18 protein-coding genes and 2 pseudogenes are annotated in these 25,351 nt (G+C 61.5%); 10 read left to right on the top strand and 10 right to left on the bottom strand.

Annotation, left to right across the window (positions count from 1 at the left end; all coding sequences use genetic code 11):
* The first annotated feature begins 55 nt into the window (after positions 1-55).
* A complete protein-coding gene (locus N4R57_07995) occupies positions 56-1,432 on the top strand; it encodes an FAD-binding protein (protein ID UYV38944.1) in 1,377 nt (458 codons plus the stop codon).
* A 117-nt stretch (positions 1,433-1,549) separates the two neighbouring features.
* Positions 1,550-3,328 carry a LuxR C-terminal-related transcriptional regulator gene (locus N4R57_07990; GenBank protein UYV38943.1) on the top strand — a complete coding sequence of 593 codons (1,779 nt, stop codon included), beginning with the start codon at positions 1,550-1,552 and terminating at the stop codon, positions 3,326-3,328.
* Positions 3,329-3,584: 256 nt separating this feature from the next.
* Here the strand turns inward: N4R57_07990 and recN are convergent, their stop codons facing one another.
* From recN to murB, 8 genes and pseudogenes are all read right to left on the bottom strand, one after another.
* Positions 3,585-5,237, bottom strand: a complete 1,653-nt coding sequence (gene recN, locus N4R57_07985) for a DNA repair protein RecN (GenBank protein ID UYV38942.1) — start codon at positions 5,235-5,237, stop codon at positions 3,585-3,587.
* A 39-nt stretch (positions 5,238-5,276) separates the two neighbouring features.
* Entirely contained in the window at positions 5,277-6,128 is an 852-nt protein-coding gene (locus N4R57_07980; GenBank protein UYV38941.1) for an outer membrane protein assembly factor BamD, read from the bottom strand.
* A gap of 171 nt (positions 6,129-6,299) precedes the next feature.
* Positions 6,300-7,220: a UDP-3-O-acyl-N-acetylglucosamine deacetylase gene (lpxC, locus tag N4R57_07975; protein ID UYV38940.1), complete on the bottom strand. Its 921-nt coding sequence runs from the start codon at positions 7,218-7,220 to the stop codon at positions 6,300-6,302.
* Positions 7,221-7,453: 233 nt separating this feature from the next.
* Positions 7,454-9,145, bottom strand: coding sequence for a cell division protein FtsZ (gene ftsZ, locus N4R57_07970; protein ID UYV38939.1), 1,692 nt, complete (start codon positions 9,143-9,145; stop codon positions 7,454-7,456).
* A 438-nt stretch (positions 9,146-9,583) separates the two neighbouring features.
* The gene (ftsA, locus tag N4R57_07965; protein ID UYV38938.1) at positions 9,584-10,912 is read right to left on the bottom strand and encodes a cell division protein FtsA; all 1,329 of its coding nucleotides are present in this window, start codon (positions 10,910-10,912) and stop codon (positions 9,584-9,586) included.
* Between the two features lie 3 nt (positions 10,913-10,915).
* Positions 10,916-11,772 (bottom strand): annotated as a pseudogene (locus N4R57_07960) (cell division protein FtsQ/DivIB).
* Between the two features lie 89 nt (positions 11,773-11,861).
* Positions 11,862-12,761 carry a D-alanine--D-alanine ligase gene (locus tag N4R57_07955; GenBank protein UYV39534.1) on the bottom strand — a complete coding sequence of 300 codons (900 nt, stop codon included), beginning with the start codon at positions 12,759-12,761 and terminating at the stop codon, positions 11,862-11,864.
* Positions 12,762-12,863: 102 nt separating this feature from the next.
* Complete coding sequence (murB, locus tag N4R57_07950) at positions 12,864-13,793, bottom strand: UDP-N-acetylmuramate dehydrogenase (protein UYV38937.1); 930 nt, start codon at positions 13,791-13,793, stop codon at positions 12,864-12,866.
* Between the two features lie 199 nt (positions 13,794-13,992).
* Between murB and N4R57_07945 the strand changes: the two genes are divergently transcribed.
* Entirely contained in the window at positions 13,993-14,643 is a 651-nt protein-coding gene (locus tag N4R57_07945) for a GntR family transcriptional regulator (protein ID UYV38936.1), read from the top strand.
* Between the two features lie 35 nt (positions 14,644-14,678).
* Here the strand turns inward: N4R57_07945 and N4R57_07940 are convergent, their stop codons facing one another.
* Positions 14,679-15,368 (bottom strand): type 1 glutamine amidotransferase, encoded by a 690-nt coding sequence (locus N4R57_07940; protein ID UYV38935.1) that lies wholly within the window; start codon positions 15,366-15,368, stop codon positions 14,679-14,681.
* A gap of 87 nt (positions 15,369-15,455) precedes the next feature.
* Here N4R57_07940 and N4R57_07935 point away from each other — a divergent pair, with 87 nt between their 5' ends.
* From N4R57_07935 to N4R57_07905, 7 genes and pseudogenes are all read left to right on the top strand, one after another.
* Positions 15,456-16,712 carry a cytochrome P450 gene (locus N4R57_07935; protein ID UYV38934.1) on the top strand — a complete coding sequence of 419 codons (1,257 nt, stop codon included), beginning with the start codon at positions 15,456-15,458 and terminating at the stop codon, positions 16,710-16,712.
* Between the two features lie 79 nt (positions 16,713-16,791).
* The gene (locus N4R57_07930) at positions 16,792-18,081 is read left to right on the top strand and encodes a glutamine synthetase family protein (GenBank protein ID UYV38933.1); all 1,290 of its coding nucleotides are present in this window, start codon (positions 16,792-16,794) and stop codon (positions 18,079-18,081) included.
* Positions 18,082-18,177: 96 nt separating this feature from the next.
* Positions 18,178-18,492 carry a 2Fe-2S iron-sulfur cluster-binding protein gene (locus N4R57_07925; GenBank protein UYV38932.1) on the top strand — a complete coding sequence of 105 codons (315 nt, stop codon included), beginning with the start codon at positions 18,178-18,180 and terminating at the stop codon, positions 18,490-18,492.
* Positions 18,493-18,758: 266 nt separating this feature from the next.
* Positions 18,759-19,975 (top strand): annotated as a pseudogene (locus N4R57_07920) (aminotransferase class I/II-fold pyridoxal phosphate-dependent enzyme).
* A gap of 138 nt (positions 19,976-20,113) precedes the next feature.
* Complete coding sequence (locus N4R57_07915) at positions 20,114-21,019, top strand: aminotransferase class IV (GenBank protein ID UYV38931.1); 906 nt, start codon at positions 20,114-20,116, stop codon at positions 21,017-21,019.
* Between the two features lie 146 nt (positions 21,020-21,165).
* Positions 21,166-22,938, top strand: coding sequence for an SLC13 family permease (locus tag N4R57_07910; GenBank protein UYV38930.1), 1,773 nt, complete (start codon positions 21,166-21,168; stop codon positions 22,936-22,938).
* Between the two features lie 97 nt (positions 22,939-23,035).
* Positions 23,036-23,713 (top strand): DUF1036 domain-containing protein, encoded by a 678-nt coding sequence (locus tag N4R57_07905; protein UYV38929.1) that lies wholly within the window; start codon positions 23,036-23,038, stop codon positions 23,711-23,713.
* A 131-nt stretch (positions 23,714-23,844) separates the two neighbouring features.
* Here N4R57_07905 and N4R57_07900 read toward each other — a convergent pair whose 3' ends face one another.
* Entirely contained in the window at positions 23,845-24,825 is a 981-nt protein-coding gene (locus N4R57_07900) for a DUF3179 domain-containing protein (GenBank protein ID UYV38928.1), read from the bottom strand.
* Between the last annotated feature and the right edge of the window lie 526 nt (positions 24,826-25,351).

Raw genomic sequence — 25,351 nt, 5'->3', positions numbered from 1 at the left:
CCCAGCCCCGCATCTTGCCTTAAGGTCTTGCGACGGCATCGCTCGGGGGAAAAAGATGCGCCATCAACAAGCACTTAATGAGTTATCGACAATCCTAGGTCAACGGCTGAGCCTGTCCAAGCCCGATCTGGAGCAACATGGCCGCTCAGAAACATGGTTTCCCGCCGCGCCGCCAGATGCAGTCGCCTATCCAGAGACAACGGCCGAAGTGTCCGAACTGGTGAAAATCTGTGCACGCCATGGCGTGCCAATTATCGGCTGGGGCGCTGGCACCTCGCTTGAGGGGCAGGCGCTGGCCGAACAGGGCGGCGTTGTGGTCGATTTTGCGCGCATGAACAAGGTGATCGAAGTCCGTCAGGGCGACATGGATGTCGCCGTGCAACCCGGCCTCACCCGAGAAGAGCTCAACAGCGAGCTGCGCGCGACGGGGCTGTTCTTTCCGGTCGACCCCGGTGCCAACGCCTCGATTGGCGGCATGGCCATGACCCGCGCATCAGGCACCACCGCCGTGCGCTATGGCACCATGCGCGACAACGTCCTTGGCCTCGAAGCGGTGCTGGCCGATGGCCGTATCATCCGCACCGGCACACGCGCGCGCAAATCTTCGGCGGGCTATGATCTCACCGGGCTCTTGGTCGGCTCCGAAGGCACCCTCGCCCTTGTCACCGAACTGACCCTGCGCCTTCAGGGCCAGCCCGAAGCAATCACCGCCGCGATCTGTGCTTTTGACACGGTGGATGACGCCGTGCGCGCCGTGATCGACACGATCCAGATGGGCCTGTCGATGGCGCGGATCGAACTGCTTGATGCTGATACGGTCCGGGCGTTCAACGCCTACGCCGGGGTCTCCATGCCGGAATGCCCGCACCTGATGGTCGAATTCCACGGCTCGGACAGCGGCGTCGCCGAAATGGCCGAAGTCTTTGGCGAGATCATCGCCGATCACAACGGCCACGGCTTTGACTGGGCCACCCGCGCCGAAGATCGCAACGCCCTCTGGACCATGCGCCACAATGGCGCCTATGCGATCTATGCCGCGCGGCCGGGGTGTAAATCGCTGGTCACCGACGTTTGCGTGCCAATTTCCAACCTTGCTCAGGCGATCAACGACACCGCCGCCGATCTGGCCGAAAGCGGCCTCTACGGCCCGATCCTTGGCCATGTCGGCGATGGCAATTACCATTCGGTGCTGATGTTTGATCCCCAAGACGCCGACGCCATGGCGCGGGTCAAGGCCGCCTCGAACCGTATGGTCGAACGCGGTCTCGCCCTTGGCGGCACGGCAACAGGCGAACATGGCATCGGCATGGGCAAGCTCGACTATATGTCGCGTGAACACGGTGATGGCTGGCAGGTCATGGGCGCGATCAAACAGGCGCTTGATCCCGACAACCTCATGAACCCCGGCAAACTGGTCCCGCCGCGTAATTAATGTGCAGAATCAAAGCCAAGCCACGAATTTTCCTTACGTCCACACCTCTTTAGAGCTTTGAATATCACCGTCTTCGACCTACTCTGACCAAAAGGTCAAAATTAGGACGGAACCGGCATGAATGCCAAGACGCCCGACAACAAGCCGACAGAGCGCACTCCGAACGCACAGGCCCAAGTGGCGATTGACCGGCTCTATGAGGTGGCCATTGACCCTGAGCGGTATGAGGAGTTGCTGGACGTCTGGGAAACCATGATCAGCCCCTATCGCCGGGCGCAGGGGCTCGATACGCCAATCGCCCTGACCGCGATTGATTTCGAAACCCATTTCCGCCGCGCCTCCAAAGTGCTCGACAGCCTCGCCTCGGATGACGCAAGCAAAGGCTCACCGGTTGAACTGGTCGCCCGCTTTGACAGCGCCGCCAGCTTTACGCTCAACCCCGATCATACGATTGGCGCCGTCAATCCTGCGGCGCGATCCGTGCTTGGCCTCAGCGCATCAGGCACGCTTGCCGACCTGCCCCTCGACCCCGATGACCTTACTGCGCTCGGTGATCAGGTCACCCGCCTGCTCATGTCGAACCGCGATGATCCGACCCTGTTTCGCGCCCGCCTCAAAGGGCAACCTCGCCTGATCCTGATCCAGCTTCGCGCGCTGCGCACCGATCAATCCGCCCCCTTTGTCATCGCCGTCACGTCCGAACTGATCTGGCCCGCCGGGTTTGATGCCTTCCTCAAATCGGTCTTCGACCTGACCCCGGCGGAAATCGAAGTCTTGCGCGCTCTGTCCGAATGCCACGGCATCAAGGACATCGCCGAAATGCGTGGCCGCTCCGTCGATACGGTGCGCTCCCAGCTTAAATCGCTGATGGCCAAAACCGAAACCAGAAGCCAAGCCGAGCTTATCCGTCTGACCCTTGCGACGATGGATATGGCGACCTTTACCCAAGACACCGCAGACGCCACCACACCAGAGCAAAGCAAAGGCTTCCGCTCTCTCGAACCGCGCCCCTACCACACGCTGATGCTGCCCGATGGGCGGCGCTTTGACTATCTTGTGCTCGGCGATCCAGCGGGCAAACCCTGCATGTTTGGGCCACAGGACTATGGCCTCACCCGCTGGCCCGCCTCTGCCGAGGCCGAGGCCGCGCGCCGCGGGATCAAGATCATCGTGCCGGTGCGTCCCGGTTTCGGCAACTCCACCCCTTTGACGCGCAATGCCGTGCTCTCCGATGTCATCACCGATGATTACGCCCACCTGCTTGATCACCTCGGCGTCACCGCCTGCCCGTTCCTGTCGATGGGCGGCGACGTGTATTTTTCCGCCCATTTCCAGAACCGCTATCCCGATCGGGTTACAGCAATCATCGCCTGCGCCGGGATTCTGCCCCTCACCCGCCCCGAGCAATATGAACGGATGCACAAATGGCACCGCTTCATCCTCGCCGGCGCGCGCTATACGCCGCACCTTTTGCCATTCATGGTCAAGGCGGGCTTTGCCCTCGCTCGCAAGCTCGGCAAGCGGCGCTTTCTTCAGGCCGTCTATGGCGACAGCCCCGCCGATATCAAAACCTTTGAAGACCCCGAAGTGTTCGAAGCCATGGTTGTCGGCTCCGAGGTTAGCCTCTCCAAAGAATTCACCGCCCACGCCGCTTTTGCCGCCGAGGTGATTGAACAAGAAACCTCTGATTGGAGCGGTGTCGTCAAACAAATCGAAAACCGCTGCCCGGTGGTCTTTGTCAACGGCCTCCAAGATCCACAGACCTCTCCGGAAACCCTGGCCGAGTTTCAACAGGACTACCCGTGGATTCGCTTTAAAACCTATGCGGAAGCGGGTCAGCTCATATTCTTCCTAGAGTGGAGCGATGTGCTTGATATTTTAGACGAATTTGTCTGAATAATGGCAACTTACCCCATATGGGGTATGACAGATCGACCCGAATTCGGCACCTTCGCAACAAGGGAATTGAATAGGCCTTCGGGCGAGAGGTTCTTTGTTCAAGGCGTTGTTGTCGTGTAGTTGATGGCGCGCATTTTCATAAAATTACGGCCCCGCATCGGCTCTGCTGCATTGTATTAGCGGTATCGGATGCGGGGTTTTTTCATTTGCGCGACCCGTTTATTGGGCCCGCGCCCACCTCAGCCCAGCAATCTCAGCCCATCAACCGTTCTGCCGCCGCGCGTGCCTCTTGGGTGATCACATCCCCCGACAGCATCCGCGCGATCTCTGCCACCCGTTCTTCGGCGTCCAGCGGCACAACCGTCGACAGTGTTACGCCCTTTTCGACCCGCTTTTGCACGCGCCAGTGGTGCCCGGCCAGCGCCGCCACCTGCGGCGAATGTGTCACCGCCAATACCTGCGCCCCATCGGCAAGCGCCGACAACCTGCGCCCCACCGCATCAGCCGTCGCCCCTCCGACCCCGCGGTCGATCTCGTCGAAAATCATCGTCACCCCGGCGTTGCGCTCTGACAGGCTCGCCTTCAACGCCAGAAGAAACCGGCTCAACTCGCCGCCAGAGGCGATCTTGCCCAATGGGCCAGATGGCGCGCCGGGGTTGGTCGCCACGGTGAATTGCACCGCATCAATCCCCTCCGGCCCCGCCGGGGCCTCGGCCATTTCGGTGCTGAACACCGCCCGCTCCATCTTGAGCGGTTGCAACTCGCGCATCACCGCCTTGTCGAGCTTGGCCGCCGCCTTGGCCCGCTTGTCGCGCAACGCTTCGGCGGCACTGGCATAACCCGCTTCCGCCGCCTCCGCCGCACGTTTCAGCTCGGCCAGATCCGCATCGCCCCGGTCCAGCGCCGTCAGTCGCCCGCGCAACTCTTCGGCAAACGCGCCCAGATCGTCGGGGATCACCTCATGCTTGCGTGCCAAGGCGCGGATCGCGAACAACCGCTCCTCACAGGCCTCAAGCGCGTGCGGTTCGAATTCCAGCACCTCAAGCGCGCGTGTTATCCCGTCGCTTGCCTCGGCCAATTCGTTCAACCCGCGACCCAAAGCTTCAAGCGGTGCGTCCAGAACACCGTCCACCTCTCCGGTCACCGGCTCAAGCCAGCGCAGCGCATCGCCCGCCATGCTCTCGGCACCGCCGCTCGGCCCGCTCAGCATCTCCAGCGCCTTGAGGATATCCTCGCGCACCCGCTCCGCGGCCTGCATCCGGCGGCGCTGCGTATCAAGCTCGCCGTCCTCACCCGGCTGGGGGTCAAGCGTATCCAACTCCTCAACCGCGTGCCGCAAAAACTCTTCCTCGGCCTTCATCTCGGCCAATGCGGTCTCGGCTTTCTCCAACGCCTTCAACGCCTTGCCCCGTTTGGCCCAAGCCACGCGCACGGCGTTCAAAGGCGCCTCAACACCGGCGAATTCATCCAAGAGAAGCCGATGCCCGCGCGGGTTCAACAAGCCCCGGTCGTCGTGCTGGCCGTGCAATTCGACCAACACTTCGGACAATTGCCGCAACACATCGCCCGAACAGCGCCGGTCATTCACCCAAGCGGTCTTGCGCCCGTCACGTGTGTTGATCCGCCGAAGGATAAGCTCCTCGCCCCCCGGCAACCCGGCCTCCTCAAGGATATCATGTGCGGCGTGCCCCTCGGGCAATGCGAACTCGGCAATCACCTCGCCCTGCTCGGCCCCGGCGCGCACCAATTCCGCCCGCCCGCGCCAGCCCAGAACAAACCCCAGCGAATCGAGCAGGATCGACTTGCCTGCTCCGGTCTCACCGGTCAGCACATTCAAGCCCGGCTGGAACTCAAGCTCCAACCGGTCAATGATCAACATGTCCCGAATTTCAAGGCTGCGCAGCATCCCGTTCACCCCGTAGGGTGGGGTTTCACCCCACCGCGCCTAGAGCCAGCGGCCCTTAATCATCTGACGATAAATCTGGCGCAACCAGTTATCACCAGCCGCCTTCAACTCAAGCCCACGCCCGGTAAGAAGCTTGTAGCTGTCCTCATACCATTCGGTGCCCTTGAAGTTATGGCCCAGAATCGCCCCCGCCGTCTGGGCCTGATCCGTCAGACCAAGCAACAGATAGGCCTCAACCAGCCGGTGCAACGCCTCGGCGGTATGGGTCGTGGTCTGGAAATCCTCAACCACAACGCGGAAACGGTTGATCGCAGCGGTGTAATGGTCACGGCGCAGGTAATAGCGCCCGATCTCCATCTCCTTGGCCGCCAGATGGTCAAAGGCCAGATCGAATTTCAACACCGACGAGCGCGCATATTCGCTATCTGGATAGCGCTCGATCACCACACGAAGCGCCTGCAACGCCTGGAACGTCAGCCCCTGATCGCGGCCAACTTCGTCAATCTGGTCGTAATAGCTCAGCGCAAGAAGATATTGCGCATAGGCCGCATCATCATCGGTCGGGTAAAAGTCGATATAGCGCTGTGCGCTGGCGCGGCTGTTCTCATAGTCCTTGTCCTGATGATAGGCATAGGCCTGCATGATCAGACTGCGTTTGGACCAATCGGAATAAGGGTAAAGCCGTTCAACTTCACCAAAGTAATGCGCCGCTTCGCCCGCCTGATTGCGGTTCAGCTCGTATTCACCACGTTCATAAATCTGCTCAGCGGAGAACGTCTCAATCGGAATGTCGCCCCGGCGCACGGCATCAGCGGTCCCACCACAGCCAGAAACCATGGTCGTCGCCAATACTGCACTCAGCAGACTTGCCCGGATTACACCGCCTGTCATGCCCGATCTTACCCTTCGTTCGAACAAACCCTTGGGCTGCTCGCCCCTTTGGAATGCTTCCTAGCACAGAAAATTCCGGTGCAAAACGCCTTTGACGCCTTCACAGGACCAGATTTCCCCAATGTCGAAATTATTTTTGCAAGTCGGTGCTGCCGCGCCACGTATTTTGGCCTAGGCGACAGCGGGGATTTCGCCCATATGCGCCCCGACACCGGGCAAATGTGCAGCCGTATCGCGGTCACATACAACCATACTGAACGCGCCGGGCGTCTGCATCAGTTTGCGCAGCAAATCATTGGTCAACGCATGCCCCGCGCGGTGCCCGGTATACGCCCCGATAATCGGCGCACCAGCAAGCGACAAATCGCCCAAAGCATCCAGCATCTTGTGGCGCACGGCTTCGTCGTCGTGGCGCAAACCACCGGGCGACAGCACTTTTTCACCATCGACCACAACCGCATTGTCCAGCGTCCCACCAAGGGCAAGCCCCTGCTCGCGCATCGCATCCACATCCGCCTGACGACAGAAGGTGCGACTATCGCAAAGTTCGCGCACAAAGGTTCCGTTCGACATGTTCAACGACTTGCGCTGTGCGCCAATCGCAGCGTCGTCAAACTCGATCGAAAAATCAATGCTCAGAACCCGACCCGGCTCAAGCCGTGCCCAGGCGTCGCCATTGCGCACCTCAACCGGCTCCAGAATTTCAATCGCACGCACAGGCGCGCGAAGCTGAACGATGCCGCGCGACAGGATCCCGCGCACAAACGCCGCGGCGCTGCCGTCAAGGATCGGCACTTCCGGCCCATCAATCTCGATCAGCGCATTATGCACACCACATCCGGCAAGAGCGGCCATAACATGCTCAATCGTAGAAACGCTCGCACCTTTGGCGTTTTCGATCCGCGTGCAAAGCGGGGTCTGGTTCACGGCGTCCCAACGGGCGGGCACAAGCGTATCACCGATATGAATATCGCTGCGCTTGAACCAGATGCCATGCTCGGCCGAAGCCGGATGGATCACCAAACGCGCCGGCTTGCCCGAATGCAGGCCTACGCCGTGAAAGGTGATGGATGATTTGATCGTCGTCTGCACGAAGAACCTCGGATTTGCGCAAGTCATGCTTGCCGTTGGCGTAAACATAATAGACGCCACAGCCTGCCTCAATTCACTCTTTGTAACGGCAATGAAACAACCCCTCCCCGGCATAGGCAGAACTTCGCCACTTTCCCGGCAAGCACTTGCAAACAAAAGAAAAACCCGCCGTTTCCGGCGGGCTTCTTTGTTCAATCTGACGCGTGGTCAAGGGCGCTTTTTGCGCCTTTGTTTCAGTTCGCCTGACGGCGCAGGAAGGCGGGAATTTCAATCCGCTCCTGCTCGGCTTCTTCTGCCGGGCTCGGCGCTTGCACGCTTGGCTGGGCCACTTGGGCACGCGGTTGGCTCTGAACCGGCGGCTGCTGACGTGGCGCTTGTTGCGGCTGGGCTTGCGGTTGATCGGCACCATGGCCGGTCATCCGGTTGATCAGCGAGTTGATGCCAAAGCGCGGCTTTTCCGCATCCTGCGCGGCGGGCTCTTGGGCTTGGGCGTGCGGCTGCTGTTGTTGCGGCTCAGTTTGCGCCGAACCGGGCGCGCGCTGCACGGCAGCCTTCAGGCGGGCCATCGCATCCGGGCTCGGTGTGCCGGGGGCCGGAGCCGTCGGCGCCACAAACTCTTCCGGGTCGGCGTCGATTGCATCGGCTTGCGGCTGGAACGCAGCAACCTGCGGGCGATAGGCCGGCGCAGGCAGACCATCGTCGTCCCGTGCGGCAGGCGCAGCAGGTGCAGCTTGCTCGTGAAAGAACTCTTCCGCCTGCTCTTCCGGCGCAGCCACTTGCGGCTCCAGCTCGTTAAACAACGACGGTTCCGGCTCAGCCGTCGCCGCAACTGCGGCGGTGGCAGCAGCAGCGGCCACTTGCGGGCGCTCATCCCGCGGTGCTTCCTCTTCTGCCGAAACGGTCGGCTTCAGCGGCTCGGACAGCTTGCGGCGCGGCACCGGAATGTCATGCACCATTTCGCTCGCATCAATGCCGGTGGCCACAACGCTTACGCGCATCGCGCCTTCCATGCCTTCGTCCAGCGTGCTGCCAACGATGATGTTGGCTTCCTGATCCACTTCCTCACGAATGCGGTTCGCCGCTTCGTCGAGTTCAAACAACGTCAGGTCATGCCCGCCGGTGATGTTGATCAGAACGCCTTTCGCCCCTTTGAGCGAGATTTCGTCGAGCAGCGGGTTGGCAATTGCCTTCTCGGCAGCCTGTGTGGCGCGATCTTCGCCATCGGCTTCGCCTGTGCCCATCATCGCCTTGCCCATCTCGTCCATCACGGCGCGCACATCGGCAAAGTCGAGGTTGATCAACCCGGGGCGAACCATCAAGTCGGTCACGCCCTTAACGCCTTGGTACAGAACATCATCCGCCAGCGAAAACGCTTCGGTAAATGTGGTTTTTTCGTTGGCCAGACGGAACAGGTTCTGGTTGGGAATGATGATCAGCGTATCAACAACCTTCTGGAGGGCTTCAACACCATCCTCGGCCTGCTTCATCCGCTTACCGCCTTCAAACTGGAACGGCTTGGTCACAACACCAACGGTCAAAACACCCAGCTCGCGTGCGGCCTGTGCGATGATCGGCGCGGCCCCGGTGCCGGTGCCTCCGCCCATGCCCGCGGTGATAAAGCACATATGCGCGCCGGCCAGGTGGTCAACGATTTGCTCAATGCTCTCTTCTGCGGCGGCGGCGCCGATGGTGGCTTTCGCCCCCGCGCCCAGCCCTTCCGTAACCTTGATCCCCATCTGGATACGTGCCGCCGACTGGCTTTGTTGCAGCGCCTGCGCATCGGTATTGGCAACGACGAATTCCACGCCTTCCAATTGCTTCGCGATCATGTTGTTGACCGCGTTACCGCCTGCGCCGCCGACACCAAACACGGTGATACGGGGCTTCAACTCTTCATGTCCGGGCATGGTGAGGTTCAATGTCATGGTTACTGTCCGCCTGATGTCTGAGACCCGCATTCGCGGGATTTTTCTGCCTAATCTGGGCTATTATTAACGAATGAGGCCCTCAACGTCACCCAAAAAACACAGGTTTTGCACAAAATATGGTGGTTATTTGTCGCAATTCACGCGGGATTTCGCCGATCGTGGCAGATATTGCGGATTTTCACGAAGCGAACACAATCATAGATTCGCCCCGCACGGATGGCCCCCATGCGGCTCAAACGAATCTTCAAATTTGCGGGGTCCCTGCTCGACCCTCCGCACCGCGTCATCTGCGCAGCTTATCTCAAACCTAACACGCAACTTTTCCACAGGGAACCGAAATTCGCAGCAGACGTCGCCCCGTTTTCTTTCCAAGAAAACGCCAAAAAATCCTCCAAGGATTTTTGACCGAATTCTTCAAAAGAATTCGTCTCCGGCTCACCAGTTGTCCTTGAACCACTTCACCGCGCGGCGAAGCGATCGCGAGGGGTAGCGATCAACCGGGATCTCGAAATCCCACCACTCATCCTGCGGATGCGCCGCAAACAGGCACATGCCCACCGCGCTGGCAAACCCCGGTCCCGTCGCCGCCTGTGGCAGCCCATGCACCCGCAAGGGCCGTCCCAGCCGCACCTGCTGGCCGAGAATTTTTGACGCCAGCCCATCCAGCCCCGGTATCTGCGATCCACCGCCGGTCAAAACGATCTGCTGGCTCGGCAAATGCTCAAACCCGGCGGCATCCAAGCGCGCGCGCACCTCTTCCAGCATTTCCTCAACCCGTGGCCGCATGATCCCGATCAACTCGGCGCGGCTTACCTGACGGCGGTCATGTTCCCAATCGCCGGTCTCGCCCTCAAGGTCGATCATCTCGCGATCATCCATCCCCGTGGCCATCACGCCGCCATAAAACGTCTTGATCCGCTCCGCCGTGGTCAGCGGCACCTGAAGCCCCATCGAAATGTCACTGGTCACGTGATCGCCGCCCATGCGCACCGCATCGGCATAGATCATGTGCTTTTTCATGAAAATCGAAACGCCGGTCGACCCGCCGCCCATGTCGATACAGGCCGCGCCCAGCTCCTGCTCGTCCTCAACCAGCGCCGAAACACCCGACACATAGGCCGACGACGCAATTCCCGCCAGCTCAAGATCACAGCGGCGCACGCAATGCGCCAAATTCTGGATCGCCGCTGCATCCACTGTCACCATATGCATATCTGTGGCCAGCTTTGCGCCCATCTGCCCGCGCGGATCGGACAGGCCGCTGCGATGATCCAGCGCAAAGTTCACCGGTTGCGCGTGCAAAACTTCCCGCCCGTCGCCGTAATCCGGCACATCACAGGCGCTCAACACCCGGCTGACGTCCTGCTCGGTCACCACCGTGCCGTCCAAATCGACCTCACCCGCCAACCCGTAAGAGCGCGGCTCGGCCCCCGAAAAACAAGCGATCACATGATCAACCCGGACCTGTGCCATCTTCTGCGCGGCCTGAACGGCGGTGCGAATGGCGCGCTCGGTCTCGCCCATCGTGTCGATCTCGCCAAAACGAACCCCGCGCGACCGCGTGGTCGCCGCACCGATCACCCGGAACCCCGCCTGCCCGGCCAGCGACCCAACATCGCCCCCCGCCGGATCGGCGCCGTCAAAGCGCAGAACCAGACAGGCAATCTTGGAACTGCCGACATCCAGAATGGCCACAACACCGCGTTGCATCGCCGCCTTGCGCATGTTGCGCATCGCCCGCTGGGATTCATAAAGCTCGATCATCTCTCAGTCATTCCCCACCGATGTTTCGCGGATTTTCCACCAATTCTCGATGGCCGCTTTGTTCATTCTTATGGTCGGCCGCTGGGCCAGCCGCATATCAACCGCAACCAGATCCCGCGCCAGCATATCCTGCGCCAAACTCAGCGCGATCACCCGTTCCAACGCCTGCACCGCATTCTGCTCAGGCAACATAATCCGCTGGCCCCGATCCAGAACCAGATCCCAACGCCGCTCGCCCATGCGCACAAACCCGCGCACCCGGTCGTTCAACGGGCTGGCCGCCGCAAACAGGCGCAACGCCTCTTCGATCTTGGCCTCGGCCCCCGCGCCCGCGATCAAGGGCAAATCCCCCGCTCCGCGCGCCGCGCCACCGGGGCAAGCTGCACCCCGTCGCGATCCACCAGCGTCAGCCCATCGGGCGAGCGCCAGAGCGCGACCGGCTCACGCTCGACCACATCAATCTGAAGCACGCCGCCGTTGCGAATGCGCAGGCTCGCCTCCTTGACCGCAGCGAGACCGGCGATATCCACCCGCATCTGCTCAAGGTCAAGATCAAAGGACGAGATCGGGAAATCGACCGGCACAATCTCGCGGATGTCTTCGTTGACACCCACGCTGGCCCCGTCGATGGCCATCAGGTTGACCATGAATTCGGGCCGGGTGTGAATTTCCTCGCGCAGATCGGCAATCGCCAATGTGATCGCATCGCGCCGGTCCTGATCCGCGAAATAGATCGTTCCCGCAACCAGCGCCGCGCTGAACGGCAGGCCAATGCGCACCAGCTTGCGAAACGCCGGGGTCAGCCACAACCGGTTCAACCGATACGCCCAGCGGCTCGGCGCCGGATCGGCCTTGGACACGCTCGCCGCGACCGGCTGGGCGCTGCCCGCTTCAACCCGCTGATCCTTGCGCAGCTCCAACCGCTTGCCTGACCGGACGCTATCAATCGTCACCTGTTGCATGACGCATCCTCCACCAGCCACGCACAAAGCTCACCAAAGCTGATGCCGCAGGCCTCGGCCTGTTCGGGCACCAAAGACGTGGGCGTCATGCCCGGCTGGGTGTTGGTCTCCAACAAAACCAACCCGTCCAGCCCGCGCGCCTCGTCCCAGCGGAAATCGGTCCGGCTCACACCGCGACACCCCAAGACGTCATGCGCACGGGTGGCATAATCTATGCAGGCGCTGAAAATCTCGTCGGGGATATCCGCCGGGCATACATGGCGCGATCCGCCTTCCTTGTATTTGGCGTCATAATCATACCAGCCATCGGTCAGGATATCGGTCACAGTCAGCGCACCGGGGTTGCCCTCGCCCGATCCCATCACCGATGTCGTCATCTCGCGGCCCGGAGCAAAGGCCTCGACCATCACGATCTCGGGCATGTCTGCTGACAGTTGCGGCGGGCCGTTGGCGGCCTCGTTCACCAGATAAACTCCAACAGAGGAGCCCTCGTTGAACGGCTTCACAACATAGGGCGGCGCCATCATATGGCCCGCCATAACCTCATCTTTGGGCGCCAACAGGCTCTCGACCACCGGCAATCCGGCGGCAACATAGGCTGCCTTGGCCTTTTGCTTGTCCATCGCCAGCGCGCTCGCATAGACCCCCGAATGGGTATAGGGCATGCCCATCCATTCCAGCAGCCCCTGCACGCATCCATCTTCTCCCCAACGGCCGTGTAGCGCGTTAAACACCACGTCCGGCGCGGCCTCTGTCAATTGCTGGGCAAGATCGCGCGTTGCGTCAACCTCAACCACGTCAAAGCCTTCCCCGCGAAGCGCGATGGCGCATTCTTTGCCGGTCGACAAAGACACCTCGCGTTCGGCCGAAAAGCCGCCCATCAACATTGCCACTCTGGGGGTTGTCCTGCCCGACATCCCGAATACACCGCCTCAGATTCACCGGGCCTTTAAGGTGGCCCTTTTGTTGTCGTTATATGAATGTGCCTGTCATTCACCCGGGGCCGGTTCGCCGACCCTCATGATTTCCCATTCTAGCGTGATACCGCTTGTTTCGTAAACCTTTTTTCGCACCGCCTCGCCCAGTGTTTCCAGATCATCGGCAGATGCCTGCCCGGCATTGATCAGGAAATTGGAATGTTTCTCGCTCATTTGCGCGCCGCCAACGCGCGCGCCGCGCATTCCGGCGTCGTCGATCACCTTCCACGCCTTCAACTCATGGCTGTCATCCGCCCGCCCGGTTGAGGAGAACCCCGCAGGGTTGCGAAATGTGCTCCCCGCGCTGCGCTCCTTGGTCGGCTGGGTCTCGTCGCGTTTCTTAAGCTGCGCCTCCATGCGTTCGCTCAATTCCGCCGGATCGCCGCCTGGCGCTTCAAACGTAGCCGCAACAATCACAGCGCCCTCGGGCAAGTCCGTCTGGCGATAGCGAAACTGCAAATCCTCGGCCGTCAGAGTGATAATCTCGCCCGCCCGCGTGACGGCCTGCGCGTCGACAAAAACATCCGCCACATAGGGCCCGTAACAGCCCGCATTCATCCGCACCGCGCCGCCAATGCTCCCCGGAATGGTGCGCAGGAACGTCAGATCAAGCCCCGCGTCCGCAGCCTTCCGCGCCACATGCGCATCCAGCGCCGCCGCGCCTGCCCGCACCCGGTTGCCCTCAATCTCGATCTTGTTGAACCCGCGCCCCATACGCACCACCACGGCGCGCATCCCGCCATCGCGCACAATCAGGTTCGAGCCAACCCCCATCGCAAACACCGGCACCTCCGGCCGAAGCTCTGTCAGAAATGCCGCCAGATCCTCAACATCCGCAGGCATAAACAGCCAATCCGCCGGCCCACCCACGCGCAGCCACGTCAGCTCACTCAACAACCGATCCGCGATTAGCTTCCCGCGCACATCAGGCATTTCCGTCATAGGGCACCGCTCATTTGGTTGTTTCGCGCCTCTTACTACAAGATGTTGCGGCGCGAAAGGCCGGAGCGCCCTTCTGCGCAGAGACCTCCCAGACCGGCAAGGCAGGCGCAGGGCTGCCGCCCATCATGGCGCGCACCCCTCCCGCCGCTAAATATACGTAACCCCTTTACAAATACACACAATCGCGCCTAATTCCCCTATGGCAGGACAAACCGACACCCTTATCGAAGCAATAGTCGCCGGAATCGACACCGGCCATTACGCTCCCGGTGACACCATCGAAGAACAGGCGCTCATCGACGCCCACGACGTGTCTCGCACTCCGGTGCGAGAAGCGATGATCCGGCTCGAATCCATGGGCCTCATCACCCGCAACCCGCGCAAGGGCGCGACCGTCTTCAAGCCAACCCTCGAAGAATTCCTCGCCATTCTCGAAGTCCACGCCAAGCTCGAAGGTCAGGCCGCCGCTCTCGCTGCCCGCCGCCTGTCGAAGTCCCACGCCGCCGCGCTCGAAGCGGCCACCGCCGCCTGCGAGGCCCACGCCGCCGCCCATGGCGACGCGGCGCCGGACCGCTATTACCAGCTCAACCTCGACTTCCACCGCGCCGTGGCCGAAGCCGCCGGCAACCCGTTCCTGCTTGAGATGATCAAGACCAACGCCCGCAAGCTCATGGCCTATTATCGCGCCCGCTATCACTACGCCGGTGTGATCGCCACCTCAGCCCGCGAACACCGCGAGATCGCCACCCTCATCGCCGCCCGCAAACCGGCCGAGGCCGAAGCCGCAATGGACGCCCACGTAAGCTTTGACCACGTCACAGCCCTCGACCTGCTCGCAGCACTTGATTGAGGCACCCTTAAGGTGGCCCCCACTACAAACCGCCGTCAATTCACTGATTTTCCTTCTAAAAATTCAGCAATCCACTCCGCCAAAGCCGCCATATCCGGCGCCTTCCCGAGCGATTCTCGCGCCCGCGCGGTCACCTCCGGGCCAACCTCCTCGGCCAATTCGTCAATCAACGCCTCGACAAACTCCGGCTCCATCTCCGGGTGATACTGCGTTGTCAAAACGTGATCCCCGATCACAAAACCCGCCACGCCACAGCCCGGCCCCTCGGCAACCACATCGGCGCCTTCCGGCAACACGCTGACCTGCTCAAGATGGCTGGCATAGATCGGCATCACCCGCCCGTCGCGCATCCGCTGTTCGACCTTGCCAAAGACCCAGCCATCGGGGTTCTTCTCAACCCGCCCGCCCAGCGCCTTGGCGATCACCTGATGCCCGAAACAAGCGCCAAACACCGGCACACGCGCGGCCACCAAATCCCGCACCAGCGCCTCCAACTGCGCCACCCACGGCGCGCCGGAATTGACCGACGCGGGCGATCCAGTGATCATCACGCCATCAATCCCCTCAAGGCTGGTCGGAAACACCCCATCCTTGACCGAATAAACGACATACTCCCAATCGGGCCGCGCCAAGCGCACCATGTTCGGAAACTTCTCTCCGTCCAAAGGCCAGCCATGGGCGAAATCGCTTTCATCCGTATTGGTCATCAGAACCGCGATTCTCATCTGCGCATTTTCCTTTTGCATATTTTGAGGAACCTACAATATACTTAACAATACAACAACCCGAATCCCAGCCCGAAAGGCGACGCGATGACAGTCTGGACCCCTACCGATGACGGCCATGCCGACCTCAGCAGCCACGACACATTCGCCACCGGCGCGCCTCACAACACCTTCGCCCGTCTGCGCCGCGACGATCCCGTGCATTGGACACCATACGATCAGGGCGAGGATTACTGGTCAATCACCCGCAACGCCGACATCACCGCGATGAACCGCAACACCGCCGTGTTTTCCTCGGCCCGTGGCATCCGGATGGAGGATCAATCCTACGAAGAATACCTCGCCCGCCGCACCTTTCAGGAAACCGATCCCCCCGAACACATGCAAACCCGCATCAAGGTGGCCAAGGCATTCTCCAAGCCGGTGATCGCCCAGTTCGAAGAAGAAATCCGCACACTTTGCAACGAAATTCTTGACGAGTCGCTGGCCCAAGACAGCTTTGACGCCACCAAAACCATCGCCCGCCAACTGCCCATGCGCATGTTGGGCCGCATCGTCGGCCTACCCGACGAAGACCTGCCCTGGCTGGTGGAAAAGGGCGACGCGCTCATCGCCAACACCGATCCCGATTTCACCGATCACGTCCTCGACAAGATGACGACCGATGAATTCCGCATGATGCCCTTTAACTCCCCCGCCGGGGCCGAGCTTTATAGCTACGCCAAGGATTTGATGGCGCGCAAAGACGCCTCGGGCGACACCTCCGGCGTGCTGCACCTGATCCGGCAACCGGCCAAGGACGGCTCGACCATCACCGATGAAGAGTTCCGCAATTTCTTCTGCCTGCTGGTCGCGGCGGGCAATGATACGACCCGCTATTCCATCGCCGCGGGCATTCAGGCCATGTGCCACCAGCCCGAACTCCTCGATCAGATGAAACACGCCGATATCTGGGACACCGCCCCGGATGAGATCATCCGCTGGGCCACGCCTGCGCTCTACTTCCGCCGCACCGCGACACAGGATTACGAGATGCACGGCAAAACCATCCGCGAAGGCGACAAGGTGCTGTTCTGGTGGGCCTCGGCCAACCGGGACGAGACGGTGATCGACGACCCCTTCCGCGTGAACCTCGCGCGCACCAATAACAAACACATGTCATTCGGTCAGGGCGGCCCGCATGTCTGCCTCGGCATGTGGCTGGCGCGGCTCGAAGTGCGCGTGTTGTTTCAGGAACTGGCCAAACGGCTCAAATCCATCCAAGCTGACGGGGAACACGAATTCCTGCGCTCCAACTTTGTCGGCGGGATCAAAAAGCTACCCGTGCGCATCACGCGCGCCTGACCGCACCCAAGACCAAAAGGCCCAAAATGGCCGCCAAGACCCAGCAGAGGTCGCCAAAACACCAAAGGGAGAACTACCCATGAAACCCCGCCTTCGCGCCCTCTATTGCGACCACCTGTCGATCATGCGTGGCAAATACCTGCCCGGCTCCAAAATCGCCGACGCCTCGACGCGGCTCTGCCGCTCGACCTTCGGCGTGCACTACGACAAAGACCTCCTCCCCGCCCCCGGCGCGATGATGATGGATGGCCTCCCTGATATGGAACTGCGCTGGCTGCACGACGAAATCCGCGACAGCTGGGAAGACAACACCCAGATCGTCCTCGGCGATCTTTATGACCACCAAGGCGCCCCCCTGCCGATGTGCCCGCGCACCGCCCTGAAACGGGCCGTGGCCGATTGGGGCAAACATGGCCTCGCCCCCAAGGTCGGGATCGAACTGGAATGTTTCGCGCTTCAGGCCGGCGTTGATGGGCGGTTAGAGCCCTATGACACCCCCGGCGGCGTGGTCTATGGCACCGGGCCGTTCTCTGACCCGCTGCGCTTCAATGATGCCATCTGGGAGGCGGCCGAAGACCTCGGCTTTAGCCTCGAAATGATCACGGCGGAATATGATAGCCCGCAATTCGAATATGTGCTGACCTTCGATGACGCGGTCAAAGCGGTGGATGATATCGTGCTGTTCCGCCTGATGGCGCGTGAAATCGCACTCGAACATGGCATCCTGCTCACCTTCATGCCCAAACCCATCGCCGAAGCCGGCGGCTCGGGCATGCACATCAACTTTTCCTTCGCCGATCAAAGCGGCGGCAACGCGCTCTCCTCCGGGCCAGAGGGCGGCCCCGATCACATGAACGACCTCGCGCGTGGCTGCCTCGCCGGGCTCTTGCACCACCACAAAGGGCTCGCGGGCCTGATCGCGCCAACCGCCAACTCCTATCAACGCCTGCAACCCGGCTCGCTCTCGGGCTTCTGGAAAAACTGGGGCGGCGACCACCGCAACGTCACCACGCGGATAAGCTCGGAAGGCGGCGCCAAGGCGCGGCTCGAACATCGCATGGCGGATGCCTCGTCCAACCCCTACACCGCCACCGCCGCCGTGCTCCAAGCCGCGCGCCTAGGTTTTGAAAACAGCTATGACCTACCGCCCATTGAAACCGGCGACGGCTTTGACAAAACCGACGCCACCGAAAGCACCGCCAGCACGCTCAAAGGCGCCGCCGCCGACCTCGCCGCCGACACGGCGCTGACACAGGCCGTAGGACAACTCCTGTGCGACAACCACATCTTCATGAAGGAAAAAGAGGTCAAGAAAACCAAAGACCTCGAAGGCGACGCCCTGCGCGATTTCTACGTCCACTTTGTCTAAAATTTTCGCCCGCCCCTTCATCTTGCCCTGAAATACTCCCGCCGGAGGCTCCCGCCCTCACCCCGCGCGCCCCGGCCCGAAAGAAAGAGACCCGATATGAACGTCACCTGGATTCTCCCCGACGGCACCGAACACACAGCACAGGTCGCAAATGGCACCAACATGATGCAGGCCGCAGTCGACAATAATGTGCCCGGCATCATCGGTGAATGCGGCGGCACGCTCTCCTGTGCCACCTGCCATGTCTATGTGGCGCAGGACTGGGCCGACAAAACCGGCGGCGCGGATGATTTCGAAGACGCCATGCTCGACGTCGCCGAATCCGAACGCCAAACCACCTCGCGCCTTTCCTGTCAGATCGAAGCCACCGACGATCTCGACGGTCTCACTCTGATCGTGCCGCAGGTCTGATCCGCCGCTACACCGCAGGTAAATAGGCAAAGGTGGGGGCCAGCCCCCCACACCCCCCGGGATATTTTCAGTCAGATGAAGGGGCGGGCGGAAAATCTCTAACCAAAGGCGAACACCTGTCGCCGGGTGATAGCCTGCAAGGCCGCGTTCATTTGGAGGCGCCCGCACTGGCGCACCTGCGATCTCATGGCGCTATTGAACCCTTCCCATAGCCTTCAATATCGTTTAGAAAATCCGAAAATAACTTTCGGGAAACCTGAACGAGAATGACAATCCACTCTCCGGCTGCCGCCCCCGCTCCCAATGTCTATGACGCTGAACCGATCCCCCCGCCGCGCGCGACGAGATCGAGCGCCTGCTCACCTCTGGCGATCTGTTCCGCTATACCGCGTCGCAAGACGCGCCGGTCGCCTTGTTAGAGCGCGAGTTCGCAGCCCATCTCGGCTCGAAATATGTTCTCGCCGTGTCGTCATGTTCGGCCGCTCTTTTCCTTTCGATCAAGGCGCTTGGCCTGCCGCGGGACGCGCGCGTGTTGATCCCCGGTTTCACATTTGCCGCCGTCCCCTCCTCGGTGGTGCATGCCGATTGTGTGCCTGTCCTCTGCGAGGTCGGTGCAAACTATCGCATTGACATCGCCGATTTTACCACGAGGCTCGACGATGACATCTCTGCCGTGATCATCTCGCATATGCGCGGTCATACCTCGGATATGGACGCGATCATGGCGCTGTGTGACGCCCGCAACATCCCCGTGATCGAAGACGCAGCCCATTCTCTTGGCACCCAATGGTCCGGGCGTAATATCGGCACCATCGGGCGGATCGGCTGTTTCTCGTTCCAGTCCTACAAGCTGTTGAACGCGGGCGAAGGCGGCATCCTTGTGACGGATGACGCCGATCTTGTGGCCCGCGCCGTTATCATGTCCGGCGCGTATGAACATAACTGGGCCAAGCACCTTGCGCCCGGCGATAACTCTGCCGAGCTGGAACAGGCCTTTGCCCGCTGGCAGAACCAACTGCCGCTCTATAACCTGCGCATGGGCAACCTGTCGGCGGCGGTGATCCGCCCGCAAATCCCCGAAATTCCGCGCCGGGTGCGCGACGGGCGGCGCAACCATGACCATGTTGCCGCCCGGATCAACACCTCGCCATGGATGACTGTGCCCGATGCCCTCCCACCAGAGGATCGCGCACCGGATTCGATCCAGTTCAACCTCTGCGACATGAGCGACGATGCGGTCGAAGCCTTCGCCAAAGCCGCCGCCGCGCGTGGCGTCAAGGTGCAGGTGTTCGGCCTCTCGACCGACAATGCGCGTGCCTTCTGGAACTGGCAATTCATCCCCGGCGACACGCCCGAACTGCCACAGACCCGCGCCATGCTGATGCGTGCCTGCGATGCCCGCCTGCCCGCGCGCCTGACGCTTGCGGATTGTGACTGGCTCGCCGATACGCTGATCCTCGCGGCGCAGGACGTGATGGGATAGCGCCCCTGCGCGACAGACCACACCAACAGGCCGTACCAAAGCCGGGCAGCCGAAACGCCGCCCGCAAACCCGCCCCTTGCCAGCCCGATCAAGCTCATGCAGGCTCCCGCGTGACACAGGTATCAAGGAGCCACCGACATGTCCGACTATACCCACGGCGCCGCACAGATGGCCGGCAGCCTCATGCCGATCTCCGAGGCCAAGCTCTCGGTGCTCGACTGGGGGCTGACCCATTCCGACATCACCTATGACGTGGTCCCGGTGTGGGAGGGCGCCTTCTTTCGCCTGCCCGACTACCTCGCCCGGTTTCGCGCCTCGATCGACGCGTTGTTCCTGCATATCCCACAAACGGATGAAGAGATCGCAACCATCCTGCACGACATCGTCGCCGCCTCCGGCCTGCGCTCGGCCTATGTCTCGATGGTGGCATCGCGCGGCGTGCCCGGCATTCCCGGCTCACGCGATCCGCGCGACTGTATCAACCATTTCTATGCGTGGTGCGTGCCTTATGTGCATGTGATCCTGCCCGAGGTCGCGGCACGCGGCTGCCACCTCTGGGTCTCCAAAACCTCGCGGCGCAAACCGCAAGATAGCGTCAATCCCCGCGCCAAGAACTACCACTGGGGCGATTTCACCTCGGGGCTGATCGACGCCAAATCGCGCGGCTTTGACAACACGGCCCTGCTTGACCATGACGGCAATGTCACCGAAGGGCCGGGCTTTAACATCTTCGCGCTCAAGGGCGACCGCGTCGTCACCTCGGATCACGGTGTGCTCCACGGAATCACCCGGCGCACGGTGATCGAACTCTGCACCGCACGCGGGCTCACGGTTGAAACCCGCCCCCTGCCGCTTGCCGAGCTGATGGAGGCAGACGAGGTCTTCCTCTCTTCCTCCGGCGGTGGCGCGATCCCGGTGACCCGCGTCGACGAGCGGGTGTTTTCAAACGACACCCCCGGCCCCGTTGCGACCGCCCTGCGGGCCGACTATTTCGCCTTGCTCGAAAGCTCGGACATGCGCCGGCCCATCACATATGCCACCTGAGCGCACCGCCCGCTTCTGCTCCTGCCTCTGGCCCCGCGATCCCGCGCGTCACGCGCGCCCCGCCTCTCCACCAGTCTTCCAAGCCCCGTCACGCCCACGCGCATTTTCCCATCGCACCGCGCGCGCACAGAGTATAACCTGCTGAAATGAGCCAAGATCAAATCATCCTGTTTTCGCTGTTCGGGGCCGTGTTCGGCCTGCTTCTCTGGGGCCGCTGGCGCTATGACCTTGTGGCCTTCACCGCGCTGATGGCCGGGGTGGTGCTTGGCGTGGTCGACACCAAGAACGCCTTTGACGGCTTTGGCCACCCGGCCACGCTGGTTGTGGCGCTGGTGCTGGTGGTCTCGGCCGGGCTGGTGCGGTCCGGCGCGGTGTTTCTCATCACCCGAACGCTGGTTGATTCTTCACGCGCACTTGGCGCGCATATCACCATCATGGGCGGCATCGGCGGAGTGCTTTCGGCCTTTATGAACAACGTCGCCGCGCTCGCCCTCCTTATGCCGGTCGACATGCAAACCGCGCGCAAGGCCGACCGCCCGCCCTCGCTTTCGCTTATGCCGCTCAGCTTTGCGACCATCCTCGGCGGCATGGCCACGCTGATCGGCACGCCGCCCAACATCATCATCGCCGCCATCCGCGAAGACAGCCTCGGCGAACCTTTCGCGATGTTTGACTTTGCCCCTGTTGGCGGGCTGACGGCGCTTGTCGGCCTCACCTTTGTCGCCCTTGTCGGCTGGCGTCTCATCCCCCAGCGTGAGGACGCGCTTAGCGCGGTGCAGGACCTTGGCGCCTATATCGCCGAACTCACCGTGCCCGAGGACAACAAACTCATCGGCAAACGCCTGAGCGAGCTCGACAGCGAAGCCGAGTCGGCCGATGTCGCCGTGATCGGGCTGGTCCGCGACGGCAAGCGGCGCTATGGGTCGGCCCGCAACTCGGTGCTTCAGGCGGGCGATGCGCTGGTCCTCGAAGCCAGCCCCGCCGCGCTTGATGAATTCCGCTCGGCGCTCAACCTCGCCTTCTCCGAGATCGACCGCGAAGAGCGCATCAAAGCCACCGGCGAAGGTCTCGACATGATCGAAGTCGTGGTGCCTGCCGAATCCCGCATCGCTGGCAAAACAGCACAAAGCATCGGGCTGCACTGGCGCCAACGCGCCGTTGTCATGGGCCTCTCGCGGCAGGGCAAACGCATCACCGAACGCCTGCGCAAAACCGAAGTCCAAGCCGGTGACATCCTCCTCCTGCTGGTCCCCAAAGGCGCTGGCCCGGATGTGACCGACTGGCTCGGCGCGCTGCCCTTGGCCGAACGCGGGCTTGCCGTGACCGAGAACTCCAAAACATGGGCCGCCATCGGTATTTTCGCCGCCGCCGTTGCCGCCGCCTCGCTCGGGCTGATCTACCTGCCGATTGCGCTCGGTATCGTGGTGGTGGCCTATGTCTTGCTGAAAATCCTCCCGATTTCCGAACTCTACGACCATATCGAATGGCCAGTTGTGGTGCTCTTGGGGTCGATGATTCCGCTTGGCGCGGCGCTGGAAACCTCCGGCGGCACCGAACTTATCGCCGGGGCGCTGGTCAACCTCACCCAAGGCTGGGCGCCATGGGCGATCCTGACCGTGCTGATGGTGGTGACGATGACGCTCTCGGATGTGCTCAATAATACGGCAACAGCGATTGTCGCCGCCCCCATTGGCATCCAGATGGCACAGTCGCTCGAGGTATCGCCCGACCCGTTCCTCATGGCCGTGGCGATTGCGGCCTCTTCGGCGTTTCTCACCCCGATCGGGCACAAGAACAACACGCTGATCCTCGGTCCCGGCGGCTATCGCTTTGGCGATTACTGGCGTATGGGCCTGCCGCTTGAAATCCTTGTTGTCGCCGTGTCGATCCCGCTGATACTCGTGTTCTGGCCGCTATAACCCGGCCAGCACACGAAAATTTTTAATCTACGAAATTGACAAGAGCGGCGAAGCTTTGCACTCTAGCCGGAACACATTTCATAAGGAGATCGTTTTCATGTTGCGCCGCGCCGCTTTCACATTCATTGCCTATTTGTTGCTGACCCTGCCCGCCGCGGCAGCCGGCGACCACTACGGCATCTATTTCAAGAACAAATGTTCGACCATGATCCAAGTGTCGATCCGCTATAAAGACACCAGCAATAACTGGGTGACCAAGGGCTGGTATAACATCAACGCCGGTGAAGAGAAGCGCATCGCACGCTCCTATAACGCCGTGTTTTACTACTTCGCTCAGGCCCGTGGCCGCGTCTGGAGCGGCAAAGACCGCTACTACCAGATCCGCGACGAGAAAGTGCCCTATGGCTTCCGCCGCAAGGAAATCTCGGGCAATCAGTTCGTCGATCACACCGTAAGCCTGTCGTGCACCGAAACCTTCGGCCTCGACCCGCTGCACTTCATCACCATCGTGAATGATTGCGATAAAACGGCTCAGGTTTACCTGCGCTATGAAACCGTCGATGGCAGCTGGAACACCACCGGCTGGTTCACCGTCAAACCGAATGAGCGCAAGTATCTCAAGCGCACCCAGCGGTCCTATTTCTACTACTACGCCAAGCATGAAAGCGGACAATGGAGCGGTGATCACCCCTTCCAGGTCAAAGGCGGGCAAACCTATAACTTCCTCAAGGTGCCCTCTGATAAACGCAGGGTGCTGACCTGTCGAAGTAGCTGATCAAGCTGACCTAACACACCACGCCGCCCGGTTGAGAAAACATCTCAGCCGGGCGGTTTCCGTTTAGGGGGGCCAAAAATGAAAGCGGACCGCGCGGCAAACACCGGCGCACGCGCGCTCAGTGAACGCGCCTATTGCCCCAGCATCCAACGCCCCTCGGGCCAAAACGCGTGAAAGGCAAAGGCAAACATCACATCATGCGCCACATCCCGCCCGGCCATGTCGCGCACCCGGATGTTGCCCACGTCGCGCCCCTGCCCGATCTCGCCGCTGTCCAAGGCCAAGGCTTGCCCAGCGGCCCATGTGATCTCTACACCGCCCTCCTCAATCCGCCCCGCCCCGCGCAACCGCTCCAACGGCCATGCAACCGCGCCAACCCGCACCACCCGCGCCAGCGGCGCAATGCCATGCGGCGGCATCTCACCCGAAAACAGAAAGGGCCGCGCCGCGCTGTCATACCCCTCATAAGGGTTGCGCCCATAGGCGCGTGCATGGCGCGGCTGATCCATCACCAAACCGTGCGGATTGCGGGCCTTGAAACTCTCCCAGCTTTCCATCCAACTCGGGATCTGGCGCAACTCAACGCCGGTCATCTCGCCGACAATCCCGGTGCCTATCGCCTGTTGCCACCAGCTTTGCGTCTCGTGGTCATACATCACCATGTCCGAGTTGCGCAGCTTGCCACTCACCCCAAAACGCAACACCCGCGCCACGCCATTCACCCGCACCCGGCGCTCAAAACTCGGCCCCGAATTGCACAGCGGGCAAAAGGTGACCAGCACAGGAACGCCGCCCACCGTGTCGTTCACGATCTCATGCCACGTCAGATAGCGCAGCGGATAGGCCCGCGGCTCCGCCCCCGCGATTTCAAGCGTGATCACCGGCTCGCGCGGCGCAATCCGGCGCTCCTCGCTGACGGCAATAAACGCGGGATCGCTCAACGCCGGAATCCCATCCTTGGGCGGCCCGCCCGACAGGATCTCGGTCCAGCTCGGCACCGTTGTGATGGAGAAATCCGTCTCCGGCCACTCATGCCGCCAGAAATTCGGATCCGCCTCTGCCGCACCACCCCCCAGCAACGCCAGACAGGTCACAAACGCCCGCACGCCCATCGCGCATCCCTCCGCCCTTGTTTCGCCCAAAGCCTCTGCAGACTGGCGCAAAACCTGCGATGAGCCTAGCCCCGACACGCGCTTGTGACAGCCGGTGACCTCTCATCGCCATCCCGCAATGTCATGGCCAGCGCCCGCCACGCCCTCGTCATTTCCTGCTTTCACGCCTGCGTCCTATGCCGGAACGTCTCACAATCAAAAGAAAGAGCGCCATCCGCACGCAAGCCCCCTGCCGGATGTGTTACCCACCCCACTTGGCCGCGCCCACCAACACTCCGAGGACAATGCCCGGTTTGAGCCCAGACTGACGGACGCTGCGCATTGCACCTACGTCAACTGTGCGGAGATAGTGGACATTGCAAAGTCGGGGCTCGCTAAGAATACTACAGACGTGAACGGCCCTTAGCAGCCGTTCGCATGGCGCCGCGCCGCTGCAGTGCAGCTTCCTGGAAGCGGACATCCCAAAATATGTCGATATAAAACTGATTAAAAGCAACCTTTCGACGCCACGCTTGGCACGGAGTTG

The organism is Rhodobacteraceae bacterium D3-12, assembly GCA_025916135.1.
In the GTDB taxonomy this organism is placed as follows: domain Bacteria; phylum Pseudomonadota; class Alphaproteobacteria; order Rhodobacterales; family Rhodobacteraceae; genus JAKGBX01.
This window is presented reverse-complemented; position numbering and strand designations above follow the sequence as displayed.

Coding starts and splice junctions, on each gene's coding strand:
- ftsA (UYV38938.1), bottom strand. CDS start 10,912: ATGATCGAGCTTTATGAATCCCAGCGGGCGATGCGCAACATGCGCAAG.
- N4R57_07915 (UYV38931.1), top strand. CDS start 20,114: ATGTCCGACTATACCCACGGCGCCGCACAGATGGCCGGCAGCCTCATG.
- N4R57_07925 (UYV38932.1), top strand. CDS start 18,178: ATGAACGTCACCTGGATTCTCCCCGACGGCACCGAACACACAGCACAG.
- N4R57_07940 (UYV38935.1), bottom strand. CDS start 15,368: ATGAGAATCGCGGTTCTGATGACCAATACGGATGAAAGCGATTTCGCC.
- N4R57_07935 (UYV38934.1), top strand. CDS start 15,456: ATGACAGTCTGGACCCCTACCGATGACGGCCATGCCGACCTCAGCAGC.
- N4R57_07910 (UYV38930.1), top strand. CDS start 21,166: ATGAGCCAAGATCAAATCATCCTGTTTTCGCTGTTCGGGGCCGTGTTC.
- N4R57_07945 (UYV38936.1), top strand. CDS start 13,993: ATGGCAGGACAAACCGACACCCTTATCGAAGCAATAGTCGCCGGAATC.
- N4R57_07955 (UYV39534.1), bottom strand. CDS start 12,761: ATGTTGATGGGCGGCTTTTCGGCCGAACGCGAGGTGTCTTTGTCGACC.
- N4R57_07980 (UYV38941.1), bottom strand. CDS start 6,128: ATGACAGGCGGTGTAATCCGGGCAAGTCTGCTGAGTGCAGTATTGGCG.
- N4R57_07900 (UYV38928.1), bottom strand. CDS start 24,825: ATGGGCGTGCGGGCGTTTGTGACCTGTCTGGCGTTGCTGGGGGGTGGT.
- murB (UYV38937.1), bottom strand. CDS start 13,793: ATGACGGAAATGCCTGATGTGCGCGGGAAGCTAATCGCGGATCGGTTG.
- N4R57_07990 (UYV38943.1), top strand. CDS start 1,550: ATGAATGCCAAGACGCCCGACAACAAGCCGACAGAGCGCACTCCGAAC.
- N4R57_07995 (UYV38944.1), top strand. CDS start 56: ATGCGCCATCAACAAGCACTTAATGAGTTATCGACAATCCTAGGTCAA.
- ftsZ (UYV38939.1), bottom strand. CDS start 9,145: ATGACATTGAACCTCACCATGCCCGGACATGAAGAGTTGAAGCCCCGT.
- N4R57_07930 (UYV38933.1), top strand. CDS start 16,792: ATGAAACCCCGCCTTCGCGCCCTCTATTGCGACCACCTGTCGATCATG.
- N4R57_07905 (UYV38929.1), top strand. CDS start 23,036: ATGTTGCGCCGCGCCGCTTTCACATTCATTGCCTATTTGTTGCTGACC.
- recN (UYV38942.1), bottom strand. CDS start 5,237: ATGCTGCGCAGCCTTGAAATTCGGGACATGTTGATCATTGACCGGTTG.